At 45.7% G+C, this 13,625-nt stretch carries 6 protein-coding genes; 3 read left to right on the top strand and 3 right to left on the bottom strand.

The window, feature by feature from the left end; all coding sequences use genetic code 11:
* Window positions 1–2 precede the first annotated feature (2 nt).
* Window positions 3–347: a cupin domain-containing protein gene (locus RID53_RS35530; RefSeq protein ID WP_446392573.1), complete on the top strand. Its 345-nt coding sequence runs from the start codon at window positions 3–5 to the stop codon at window positions 345–347.
* 86 nt (window positions 348–433) lie between these two features.
* On the opposite strand, the gene RID53_RS35535 is transcribed toward RID53_RS35530, so the two are convergent.
* Entirely contained in the window at window positions 434–1,861 is a 1,428-nt protein-coding gene (locus RID53_RS35535) for an RNA-guided endonuclease InsQ/TnpB family protein (protein ID WP_446392574.1), read from the bottom strand.
* A gap of 349 nt (window positions 1,862–2,210) precedes the next feature.
* Between RID53_RS35535 and lnt the strand changes: the two genes are divergently transcribed.
* Window positions 2,211–3,815 (top strand): apolipoprotein N-acyltransferase, encoded by a 1,605-nt coding sequence (lnt, locus tag RID53_RS35540; protein ID WP_446392575.1) that lies wholly within the window; start codon window positions 2,211–2,213, stop codon window positions 3,813–3,815.
* 255 nt (window positions 3,816–4,070) lie between these two features.
* A complete protein-coding gene (locus tag RID53_RS35545) occupies window positions 4,071–8,201 on the top strand; it encodes a TIR domain-containing protein (protein ID WP_446392576.1) in 4,131 nt (1,376 codons plus the stop codon).
* Between the two features lie 460 nt (window positions 8,202–8,661).
* On the opposite strand, the gene RID53_RS35550 is transcribed toward RID53_RS35545, so the two are convergent.
* Window positions 8,662–11,295, bottom strand: a complete 2,634-nt coding sequence (locus RID53_RS35550; protein WP_446392577.1) for a CHAT domain-containing protein — start codon at window positions 11,293–11,295, stop codon at window positions 8,662–8,664.
* 205 nt (window positions 11,296–11,500) lie between these two features.
* Window positions 11,501–13,625: hypothetical protein (locus RID53_RS35555; RefSeq protein ID WP_446392578.1), on the bottom strand; the 2,125-nt coding region annotated here is incomplete at its 5' end.

A 13,625-nucleotide genomic window follows, 5' to 3' on the forward strand; every position in this document is an offset into this window, starting at 1 on the left:
ATATGCCAAATATTTTCAACCTTCCCTCTCAATTGCCCAACGAAGAACAATTTGAGGCATTAGTCTCTAGTGATAGCGTTTTAATTGAGCGAATTATCTCCACAGGGCAAACAACACCAACCGGAGAATGGTATGATCAGCAGCAGGATGAGTGGGTGATCCTGCTTCAGGGGGAAGCAATTCTTATCTATGATGATGGGTCTAAAAGTGAACTGAAAGCCGGGGATTACGTTTTAATTAATGCCCATCAAAAACACCGAGTTGAATGGACAAGCTCTCACCCACCCTGTATTTGGCTGGCTGTCCATGGTAATCTCAAATCTAATGGCAGAGACGATAAAATCTGAGTTAATTCAACACTGAAAACGGGTGTGTGAAGAACTATGATAAATTGACAATTGACTTTCCCATTCCTTGTAAATCAGAGTTCCGATTACTGGAGTCGTGGTGACGTACCCAGCGCTGCCGTTACCCGGACAGCGTGGGCTTCTGATGCCTTAAATAAAGCGGTCAGAACTTCCTTTGAGGTACTATTAGTAGTAGAAGAAACTACTACCGGATTCCCTCTACGGCGTTTTATCGTAGGGAACACGTCCAGCCCTACACGTTTTAGGTTGATAGCAGCATTAATATCTCTATCAACCCAGATTTTCAACAGTTCATCCCAATACTTCCGAATCGAGCAGTCTGTGAATATGAACTCATCTCGATAGCAGAGAATTTGGGAAGTATAGGCAGGATTCTTTTCAACGACCACAGCCCCAGCTTTTGCAGCTATGTAACTCAGGGTTGAAAAGAATTGTCCGAATGCAGCATCCAACCAGGACTTATTCAGTCCGGACTTAGCCGACTGACCGTTGGGAAGGTTTTTCCCATCACCATCCTGTTTGGGCGCATTGCGCTTGGTCAAACCTTTGAGGTTTAAATCCTCGCAGAAAAACACCTTCTTACCGGTTCGCACCAATTTGTGCGCGGTCTTGTACTGGAAGTCTTGACGACTCTTAGCAATGCGCTCTCTAAACCTCGCTTCTCTTTTGGCTAATTTACGGCGACGGCGAGACCCTTTTTTCTTGGAGTTTCGCTTGGTCTGTAACTTCCCCAGCCTGTCTATATTCTTCCTTAGGGGTTTAAGAGAGGGCAGGCTTTCACCTTCAGAGGTAGCAAGATACACATCCTCATGGAGAACAGCATCGAGTCCCATTGAGTTGTCCCAAGTCGGGACTATTTTATCTGGGGTGAAGTCTGGAACAGATGGGTTGTCTAGGATGAACGAAACGTACCAGCCGTCAGACTTCTTGGTAACGCTGACCTGCTTGAGGTTAAACCCATCTAGTATCGGGCGATGAGTTCTCACCTTGACTAGCCCAATCTTGGGAAGCCTTAGGTAGAGCCAGCGACCGTTAACCGTACAGAACTTTAACCACTCGTTCTTCGCCCCGTCAAATACCATTGTCCGGTAGCGAGACTCGCTTTTTAACCGAGGTTTACCAGAGCGTTTCCCATTCTTGTCTCCTTTGATGAACCGCTCAAATGCCTTATCAACTCGCTTGCAGACATCCTGCAAGATAGTCGAATAGACATCGCTGAAGTCTAGGAGTTCTCCTGACCACTTAACCAGCACCAAGTCTTTCTTGATAGCAGGAAGTTGGTTTTTCTGGTTGTAATAATTAGGACGTTCCTTAAGTTCTGGGAGATGACATATCAGGGGGCAAGAGTTAACCGCAGACCTGTTGTATTCCCACCAATTCATTCGTTCGCCTAGCATCCTGTTGTACCAATAGCGACAAACCCTCAATCCTTGGTTGAGGGAGAGCTTTTGTTTGGTACTCGGATAAAGGCGGTACTGGTAGGATGTTTTCATGTCTTATATTCTACCATGTTATAGTCAGAAAGGAACGCGACAGATCTCGTTTTCAATATAGCACTGTCGCGAGGATATTAAAGTTCTTAAGCAACAAATTTGCAGACAGGATGCGACAAAATGTTAAAGAAGAGGATGTCGAACCCTCTTCTTTAACCGCCTATCCATCCCAGCGCCGCCTTTCAGGACGGCGTGGGGCTTCCGGCGTTTTTGCTAAATGGCGCTGACTCGCATAGCCTGGAAATAAATGAATTAACTCTTTGAACACGTTTCAACGGGTTTTAGCTTTTAGCCCCCACTTTAGTTGAGGGCTTAAGTCAGCGACATTCCCCTTAAGTCCTTTGTCACTATGCAAATTCCTAAGCAACTTTGGCGAGCGTCTCCTATCTTATTATCCCTGCTGGGTGGTATCCTGATGGGATTAACTCCATCCCCTGTAGAAGCCTGGTCTTTGGCGTGGATTGCTTTGGTTCCCTTATGGTTCTTAGTGGTGAATCAGCCAAGTCTGCGCCAAACGGCTTTATATGGTTTCTGCTGGGGGATTGGTTATCAAGGGTTAGCCCTATTTTGGATTACAGGTGTTCATCCCATGGATTGGATGGGAGTACCCTGGTTAGCCAGTTTAGCGATCGCGCTTTTTTGCTGGGTGTTTATTACCCTCTGGGGGACGATTCTGGTGGTGTTGTGGGCGGTGGGGATGACGGCGTTCAATTCATTATTAAATCGTCAAGGTGCAAAGTTTAGGACAGTTACTCGCGTCTTAGTAGGAATTGCCCTCTGGTGTGGTTTAGAAGCCTTCTGGACTCTAGGAGATCTTAACTGGACATCTCTGGCTTATACCCAAAGTCCCCATAATTTATTGATTTTACACCTGGGTCAGATTTCGGGTCCGTTTACTGTCACCGCTGCTGTTGTCGCGGTGAATGGGTTAATCGCGGAAGCTGGAATTAGTTATTTTTCAAATCGAACCCAACGAATCACTGGATCTAATGCCAAGCAGAACTTTATCCTAGCATTAGGACTCCTTGTTGGTTTCCATCTGATTGGATTTGGACTCTACAGTCGCCCGCTGATTCAACCCACTCAAGCCGCCTTCAAGGTGGGTATTATTCAAGGGAATATTCCGAACCGAATTAAACTCTATCGAGATGGTTGGAGTCGGGCAATTGAAAATTATACCAAGGGTTACAACGCCTTAGCGGATAAAGGGGTAGAGGCAGTTTTGACACCGGAAACAGCATTACCCTTTCTCTGGGATGAACAAATTAATCAATTTCGCTCACCTGTTCCCTTTTATCAATACAAACTCGATCGCTTTAAAGAGGCTATTTTAGATAAAGGTGTACTGATTTGGTTGGGGGCGTTTGGGGAAAAAGGAGATAGCCTGACGAATAGTTTATTTACGATTACAGGTACAGGGGAAACCATCAGCCGCTATAACAAAGTCATCCTCGTCCCTTTAGGCGAATATATTCCCTTTGAGGAACTATTAGGCAGTTTAATTGATCGCCTTTCCCCCTTAGATGCCCATTTAGCCGCAGGTCAACCCAACCAACAGTTTGACACACCCTTTGGTCGTGCGATCGCGGGGATTTGTTATGAGTCTGCTTTTGCCAACCATTTCCGCCGTCAAGCCGCTAGAGGGGGTGAATTTATTCTCAGTGCTTCCAATAATGCTCATTATAGTGAAACCATGCCCGCCCAACACCACGCCCAAGACGTGATGCGTGCCATTGAAACGGATCGTTGGGCAGTACGGGCGACGAATACGGGCTATTCTGGCATTGTCGATCCTCATGGGAGAACCTTATGGCTTTCTGGGATTAATACTTACCAGATTCATGCGGCTACAGTTTATCGGCGACAAACCCAGACGCTTTACGTGCGCTGGGGCAATTGGTTAACGCCGACATTAATAGGATTGGCAATTGTGGCGTTTATCGTGAGTCGCTAATCTTGTTTGTAAGTAGGCGCTTGATTCGCCCCTGGCAAGAGGACTAAAGTTCTCACTACAAACATCCAACATCCTGAAAGTTTGTGTAGCTGCGGTTTTAACCACCATAACTGTTTACATTTCTGGATGCTATTTGTTATATTTCAGGAAGAGGAGAATTATCCGCCGGATTGCCTCTATCTAAGGAATGATATTTTTTATCCTCTGAACCAGTTTTAAGACCTTGGTTGTGTCTTTTTTTGTGGCTACCTGACCATGAATAAATTTTGCCATACCTTCATCTCTTACGGACGAGCTGATAGTAAAGCATTTGCTACTAAACTTCATAAACGCTTGCTGAAACAAGGGTTAAAGGTTTGGTTTGACCAGAATGATATCCCCCTTGGCGTCGATTTTCAGAACCAAATTGATGATGGGATTGAGAAGGCGCATAACTTTCTATTTATCATTGCTCCCCATTCGGTGAATTCGCCCTATTGTGGTAAAGAAATTGAGCTGGCACTCAAGCTCAACAAACGGATTATTCCCTTATTGCACGTCGAGCAAATTACTCAGGAAACGTGGCAGCAGAGAAACCCGAAGGGTACGCCCCAAGACTGGGAAGTGTATCAACAGAAAGGGTTACATTCCAGCTTTCCCAATATGCACCCCGCGATCGGCAAAATTAACTGGGTCTATTTTCGCGAGGGACTCGATGATTTTGAGGCGTCTTTTGCGGGGTTAATTGATTTACTTCACTCTCATGCTGATTATGTGGATCAGCATACCCAATTTTTAGCCAAGGCGTTGGAGTGGGAGCGCCATCAAAAACAACATAGTTACCTGTTAATTGGGGAAGAACGACAGCAGGCAGAAGCTTGGTTAAAGATTCGGTTTAAAGACGAGCAACCGCCTTGTGTGCCTACGGATTTGCATTGTGAATACATCACTGAAAGTATCAAGAATGCCAATAACTTGATGACTCAGGTGATTATCTCGTATGCTGATGAAGATAGGGCAAAGATGGAGAAAATTCGTCGTATTTTGCGGCGGAAAAGTATTACGGTTTGGACGAATACGACAGATATTAAAACCGGGGAAGTATTTGAGGAGGCGATTAAGCGGGGAATTGAACAGGCAGATAATTTAGTTTATTTGCTCTCGCCTGACTCGGTAAAGTCTGATTATGCTCAGCGTGAACTCGACTATGCTGTATCGCTGAATAAGCGGATTATTCCTGTGTTAGTGAGAGAAACACCACCGGAACAAATACCGTCAGCGCTGCGGGAGTTGCAGTATATTGACCTCACGGACAATGTAAAGGAAGAAGATTATCATCTGGATGAAAGCCAACTATTGAGGATTCTACAGCAGGATGCGGCTTATTATAACGAGCATAAAATATTACTGACGAAGGCGCTGAAATGGAAGCGGCAGCACGAGAATCCAAGTATCCTGTTGCAGGGGTATAATTTGCGGAGTGGAGAAAGCTGGTTGAAGGTAGCAAATAAGAGAACACTGCATCCGCCGACACCGTTAATTGAAACGTTTATTGCTGAAAGTTTACGCCAACCGTTGGCTGAGTCGCTGGATGCATTTATTTCCTATTCGCGTGTGGATTCCGATTTTGCTCGCAAGCTGAATGATGAACTGCAACTTCAGGGAAAACGGACGTGGTTTGATCAGGAAAGTATTGCATTGGGGGCGGATTTTGCCCAAGAGATACGCCAAGGAATTAAAGCCTGTGATAATTTTTTGTTTATTCTCTCACCCCGTTCTGTGAATTCGCCTTATTGTAAAGACGAGGTGGAGTATGCGGCTTCGTTGAATAAGCGGTTCGTGACAGTGCTGCATCGAGAGGTAAATTCAAATGAACTGCATCGGGAGTTAGCGAAGGTTCAGTGGATTGATTTTAATAAGAATCAGCGGGATTTTAATGTCAATTTTCGACAATTGGTGAGAACTCTGGATACGGACAGGGAACACTTACGCAGTCATACGAAATGGTCGCAGCGGGCAATTGAGTGGGAGGAGAAGGGGAAGAGTGCTGACTTGCTGTTGCGAGGGAGTGAGTTTGCTATTGCTGAAAATTGGTTAATGGAGGCAGAGCAACAAAAGAAACAGCCTGCCGCGACTTCATTGCAGAAGGCATTTATTGAGGCAAGTCAAAACGCGATCGTAGTAGCAGAACAAGAAGAAAAACGCCGACAAGCCACAATGCTACGTTTGCAGGAGGAGCGGATGAAGGAAGCGGAAGCACGATTGGCAGAACAGATAAAAAGTGCCAGATTACAAAAGTTATTTCTAGCTCGATTAAGTATTGCATTAGTCGCCGTTAGCATGTTTGCAGCGACCGCATTTATTCAGTACTGTAATTCAGCACTAAACGAAATTCAAGCGATTCGTTTATCTTCAGAAGCACTATTGGCTTTAAACCAGGATCTTGACGGACTGATATCTACCTTGAGAGCATCAAAAAAAATAAGGCAAATACCAGGCTATATTGCCTTTATTTTTAGACAAGAAGAGAAGGTTTATCTTCAAAAAAGCATCAATCGTTTATTGCAAGAAGTTGTCTATACAGTCAAAGAACGCAATCGATTAGAAAAGCATACAGATGAAGTCGTAGGTGTTAGTTTCAGCTCTGATGGTCAAACGATTGCCACGGCTAGTGCTGATCACACTGTTAAACTCTGGAATATGGAGGGTCAAGAACTCCTAATTTCACCTCTCAAAGGACACGAAGCTTTAGTTCACAGCGTAGAATTCAGCCCTGATGGTAAGACGATCGCTACAGCTAGTTGGGATGGGACGGTTAAACTTTGGACAAGTGAAGGTAATCTAATCACAACTCTTGATGAGCATAAATTATCAGTCTATGATGTAAGCTTCAGCCCCAATGGTAAGACACTTGCTACGGCTAGTTCAGATGGAACTGTCAAACTTTGGACAAGTGAAGGTAAACAAATCAGAACTCTTGATAGTCATAGCGCTGGAGTCTTGAATGTCAGTTTCAGTCCTGACGGCAAGACAATTGCAACTGCTAGTGCTGATACAAAGGTCATACTCTGGAGTGTAGACGGCGAGAATTTTCAAACTCTAAGTGGACATAAAGATTGGGTGTGGAGTGTAGCTTGGAGTCCTGATGGCAAAACTCTTGCGAGTGCTAGTAGAGATGGAACTATTAAACTCTGGAACAAGGATAGTGAGATTAAAACTCTTAACGATCATAAAAGTTCAGTGACTAGCGTCAGTTTTAGCCCCGATAGCAAAACTCTGGCGAGTGCCAGTTCAGACAACACTGTTATCCTGTGGAGCTTAGACGGTGAGAACCTCCAAACTCTAAGTGGACATAAGGATTGGGTGTGGAGCGTAGCTTGGAGCCCTGATGGCAAAACTCTTGCGAGTGCTAGTAAAGACAAAACCGTCAAACTCTGGAAGGTAAAAGGTAAGGAACTTCAAATCCTACAGGCGCATAATAGTGCTATAAATAGCATTAGTTTTTCTGATAGCAAGATTTTTGCAACTGTCAGTTGGGATGGGACGGCTAAACTGTGGACAAATGACGGTCAAGTACTCGCAACTCTCAAAGGACATACAGAACCAGTTTATAGCGCGAGTTTTAGTCCTAACGGCAATACTCTTGCAACTGCTAGTTGGGATCATACTGTAAAACTTTGGAGTCGGGATGGAAAAGAGCTCCAAACCTTGAGTGGACATAAAGGTAAGGTTTATAGCGTAGTCTGGAGCCCTAATGGCAAGACTCTTGCCACTGCTCATGAGGATGGATCGGTCGCGCTTTGGAGTTTGGATAGCAAGCTGCTTCAAATCATCGAGGGACACGATGATATTGTTAACAGCGTTAGTTTTAATCCTGATGGGAAGATAATTGCTACCGCAAGTTGGGACACAACTGCAAAACTGTGGACGAATGAAGGCAAACCGATCACAACTCTTGAAGGGCATACTGATGGAGTGCACAGCGTCACTTTCAGCCCTGACGGTAAACTGATCGCCACTGCCAGTGAAGACAAAACTGCTAAACTTTGGACGAGTGAAGGTCAATTTATCACAACCCTTAAAGGGCATGACGCTGGAGTCTCTAAAGTCAGTTTCAGCCCAGATAGCGAGACAATTGCAACTGCCAGCTTAGATAAAAGCGTCAAACTTTGGAGTCGTGATGGTAATGAACTGAAAACCTACAAAGGGCATGACGAGCAAGTCTATGGTCTTAGTTTCAGCCCTAATGGTCAAATTCTTGCTTCATCTGACAACGCTGGACAATTAATCCTATTCAATTTGGACTTGGAGCCAGACGATTTAGTGCAGTATGGTTGCCAGTGGGTGCGTGATTATTTGAAAAATAATCCTAATGTTAGTAAAAGCGATCGCACTCTCTGTGATTGAGTGGTAATATAGCGATATTGCGCCCCTAATCCCCTTCAAATTTGATCAAAATCGTAGGGGCGACCCGCCGCACAAAATTAACACCACCCACCGATTAATTTTATCGGGTCGCCCTGCGTCGGAATATCGGTAATTATAGCACTACGCATTGAGGTTAGGACAATAAAATTAGGTGAAAAGGCAATAGGCAATAGGCAATAGGCAATAGGCAATAGGTAATAGGTAATAGGTAATAGGTAATAGGGGAATGTCCTAACATATACCCACCCGTAGTGCTATATCTGACACCGCCTAGATTTAGACAGGGGCGAGTCGAGACACGAAAATTCCACCGCCACCATCAGAGCAGCGACTCGCCCCTACAACCGCGATAATCCCCACAATCCCGACAATATCTATAGCGGCTTTTCCCATCTGCCTAAACCAGAAATGATCAGAATAAAACCCGCCCCTACAACCTTTAAACCCAATTGCCAACTAATACAAATGGTGTCCAAAAATAGGGATGTTTCCGATACTTTGGATCTTGTAAAATCAAGAGTTGAGCGCGACGCAGGGCTTCAGCTTTACTCACTTTATCCTCAGTAAGTACCTGATAAAATTTCACCATCAGATCCGCCGTCGTCGCATCATCCACTAACCATAATGTGGCGATGGTACTCCTAGCCCCAGCTCTCACGGCGACACCAGCTAATCCCAATGCAGCTTGATCATCGCCTTTGGCGGTTTCACAGGCACTGAGTACCAGTAATTCAATGGGATTGGTACGACGCAGATCGGTTGTTTTGAGTAAGGAACTCAATTCATTCACATTCAGCTTATCATCCCACGTAATAATAAACGTTCCCTCGGCTTCTGAACTAAACTGACCGTGGGTGGCGAGGTGGACAACGGGAAATGATACGTTACCCATCGTATTTTCTAATGTGGATTTGGTAAACTCCTGATTGAGTAACAATTTCCCTGGCATAAATGATTGAATTTGTTGGAGTTCGATTTTTACATTGGGGAGGGCGGAAAAGTCTAGGCGAGGTTCGGAAAGTCCAGCCTTTAACACTTCTAGCGGTTGCTCAGTCAGGGGTGTGGATTCTAATAATTCTAGCCCTGGCGTGAGCGCGATCGCATAGTTTTGCAGTAGGAATTGATCCCCGTCGTGTAACGCCGCCATCGGAATATTCCGCAGCGTGCCATTTAATACAAAGACTAGGGTTTTTACCTCACTTTGGGCTAAATCGGCGGCGACGGGTTTGATAATCCAGTCATAGACTTTTCGGGCGAGGGGTAGAAATCTTAAACTGGTGCGCTGAGGTAAGGCTTGACGGAATTCCTCTAATGTGGTTTTTAATTCAGTTTGGGAGACGAAAGTGGTGTAACGGCGTAAGGGGTGATTGGGTAAATGAACAATGATTTCCAAGCGATCAGATAGGATAATCGGGTAAAGTACGGCAGCTTCTTTGTCAATCGTATCAATATTTACAGGTCGAGCTGTGATACAATCCGCTTGAAAGAAGTTATCCAATTCTGCGATTTGGAGTAATTCAATCACATGACGGGCTTGTTCGAGTCGTTCTGGACTGGTTTGGGTCTCATTTTCGGGTAATAGAAGTTCGACTAACTCCCGGTAGATGGGTTCAACCTGTTCCCGGAAGGAATACTGAACATTAGAATTAACCGCGACTAAATCGCTACGCAGGGATTGCAGCGTATCTACCGCCCCTTGGTACGCCGCAATTGCCCCTTCAATATCGCCCTGCTGTTTGAGTAAGCGCCCTAATTGCCATTGCCAAGGATACAGACTATCCCAGGCTTCGATGGCTTGGGTTTGAATTAAGGCTTTTTGGGTTAATTCTTGGGCGGGTTGCAGTTGATTAGTTTCTTCGTAGAGATGTCCCAGAGTTCCTAATGCATAGGCGTGGAGGCGTTTATCTTCCAGGGTTTCCGCCTGCTGGATAGCTGTTGCTAGGATTTGGGCAATGTCTTGGTGTAGAGATGCGCCATGGCGCGTCTCTACTAATTTAATCAGACTTTCGGCAAAATTAATCCGAGATGTAATTGCTTGATCTGAAAGGGGTAAACGGTTAAGTTGGCTGTGAATTTGCGGGACTAAGGTTTGCGCTTGTTGGTGATTTCCAGTTTCAATAAGTAAGCTGAGTTGATTGAGTTTTGCCCGTAATTGGATAAGGGGAGATGGGGCTGCGGTTATTGCTTGTTTATAGAACTCCAGGGCGGCTTCAACTTGCTGCTGTTGACGGGTAGTATTGGCAAGACTGAATAGGGCGGCGCTGATATCTGGGGGGGATTCTAACTGGCGGGCAATTTGTAAACTTTCTTCGAGGACTTGACGGGCTTGGGGCAAGTCGTTTACGAATTGTAACACTTCTCCGAGCGATCGCAGACCGATGGCTTTGGTGAGGGAATCGGGTTGATTGTCGAGGGTTTGTCTGACTTGCTGGAGTAAGGCTAATGCCCGTCGATGAAACCCCAGGGCTTGCATGGCTTGCGCTTGGTTAATTTGGCTTTTAATTTTACCTGTTTTATCCCCTAACTGATTGTACAGGGCGGTAGCTTGCTCCCAGGTGGCTAAGGCTTGTTCGGGTTGTCCCTGATTCAGTTGTAAACGCCCCTGAATCGTTAGGCTTTGGGCTAAGACGTTGAGGTGATGGGTAGAAACGTCGCGGTTTGGTTCAGTTTGCAGTAAAGTTAAACTTCGGGAAATGGCGTCGTTTGCCTCAGACCATAGGCTAAGTTGGTGATAGGCTAAGGCGAGATTACTGAGGACTGTGGCTTGCTTAATGGTATCGCCTTGGGTTTGATAAGCTTGGGCTGCTTTTTCTAGGAGTTCTACCGCGTTAGCATATTGACCTGTTTCGTAGAAGGTTCTCCCTTGTTTTACCCAGGCTTCTGGGGAGGAGTTAGCGGTTGTTGTCTCAATTGCTGCGGGTTGGGGTTCGGTTTGTCCGATTCCGGTTGCGGATACGGGGGAAATGACTATACATAAAATGGCGGTGATACTGGCTAATATTAGCCATGAGATACCCCATTGATTAGCGCTAAAGCGCTTACTACGAACAGGTAGATACCATTTGTTTTTCATACTATTTTATCCCAACAAGATTATGTGATAGGGGTACGACGTTGTTTATTCTTGCTCCCCTCTTCCATGCAAAAAAAGCGAAGCATCCTTTGTCATCCCTCCTCGTAGGGGGGAACGAGGGGGGTTGGGAGAGGGGTTGGGGGTGAGGGGTATTGCTAATCCTAAATCTAAGTAAGTCACCCCCTTCTGTCTTCTGCCTTCTTAATTACTCACAGAACTTAGGATTAACTGGGGGATTCCCAGATGTCATGTTAGTGGCTTCCGCCGTAAGGATAACATTACCTTGCTCATCTCGAATCCATCCCTTAGCTTCTACAATCTGGCGCGGTTGAGAAGGTTTATCGAGGAGAGTTGCCGTAGTATTCTCGTTATCGCTTTCGGGTGACTCTAAGGAAATCCAATCGGCAAATACTGCTTCCCCCCGGAGTAATTCACCGGGTTTAGGAGGTAAACCGCCGCGTCCGGTGACCACAAAACTACTTTGATTGAGTCCAGCATCGGCTTGACAAACTTGACCCACTAATCCTCGCACATCTATCGGTTTGGTGGGTAATTGATTTAAGTCTCGACTGGGATCAACATCAGGGGTATTAATCTCCACAGTACCATCTAACCCAAATTCGGAACTGGCAGTAATATCACTTTTTGGCGTGCGCTGGGGACGGAATTCTAACCCAAAAATACTTTGCGCGGTGATATTAATGTCACCGCCATCACCCTCAACGGCATCAGCCACAATGTCACTGTTTTCGTCTTCAACTGCCACAATGAAGTCGGTATCTATAGTAATATTTCCCCCATCACCATCACCGCCCAAGGCTTCTGCTGAAATCAAGCTATTGCGGCGCATTTCGATTAAATTCTCTGCTTTTAGAGTCATATTACCGCCCTCACCGGATACGGTACTGGCAATCAAAGACCCTTGGTTATCCAGGTTAATCGAGTTGGCTGTAATCTGCATTTCCCCGGCATTTCCTGTGGCTTGAGGAGGCAGAATAAGACCTTGCAACACACCAAATCCTAAGGTAGGATCACTCAAACGCAAGTCACTGGCGGCTGTTCCGGTTGCGGCTGTCACTCTTGCCCTATCTCGGACGATTAATTGATCGGTATTCACCTGCAAATTCCCCGCATTTCCTGTACCAAATCCCTGGGCAGATAATCCACTGGGAAAACCTTCAGCAGATGTACCAATTACTTCTACCGATTTAGCCGCATTGACGAATAAACTTCCCCCTTGCCCATCACCAAAGGATGAAGCGGTAACAAATCCCCCATCTTGGATAATTAATCGCCCCGTATTAATGGTCAGATTTCCCGCTTTTCCTGCACCCGTCGGATTGGTTAATGTATTGATCGTATCGGTACCTAACAGGCTGGGAATGATATTAATCGGAGATTTCCCAATCACTTCCACTGACTCCGAGGCATTCACGGTTAAATCCCCGCCTTTACCGGAACCTGCCGTGCCAACTTCGACAAATCCACCATCACGGATAATTAATCGACGGGTGTTAATCGTTAAGTCTCCCGCATCACCCGTACCTAGAGTCCCAGATCCTAAAAGACCAGGAGTTTCATCTTGTTCTGATACACCAATTACCTCGACAGACTCAGAGGCATTCACCTCTAAATTGCCACCTCGACCTTGAGCAAAAGTAGTCGTTGATACATTTGCTCCTTCCTGAATCCTCAATTGCCCGGTTTCAATCTGCAACGTTCCCGCATCTCCCAATCCAGTTGTCTCTGTAAACAAGCCGGTGGAGAAATTGAATGAGGTGCCTGTCAGTTCCACGGTATCGGAGGCTTTCACGGTTAAATCCCCCCCTTGACCGCTACCAAATGTGGACGTTGATATCTTGGCTGCCGATCGCAAGTTCAATTGCTGTGTTTCAATCAGGATATCTCCCGCCGCACCATCTCCGCCTGTAATGGCATAGAAGCCGCTACTGGGAATGGTTGCCAGAAAATCCGTTACCCCAGGGATGGTGTCTAATAGGGGAATATCAACACCCTCAAGATTAATCCCACTTGCATCTACAGATTCTGTGGCTTGTACGGTGACATTTCCGCCAGGGATTGCCCCTAACGTTCCGGCAATCACTCGTGCGCCATTGGTTAAGGAGACTGAATTGGCATCAATTTGGATATCGCCGCCTCGGAGATTTGGCGCAGGGGGAATTGGACTTAAACTGGCACTACCAATGAGATTATTATCCCACGCGATCGCACCTTGACTTTTTAATTTAATGCTTCCCCCCACTGCACCGATGGAGAAGATATCAGCAGTGACGATATCTCCCTCGCTAATTAAGCTAATATCACCACCA

It is taken from the genome of Coleofasciculus sp. B1-GNL1-01 (assembly GCF_040220235.1).
GTDB lineage: Bacteria > Cyanobacteriota > Cyanobacteriia > Cyanobacteriales > Coleofasciculaceae > Coleofasciculus.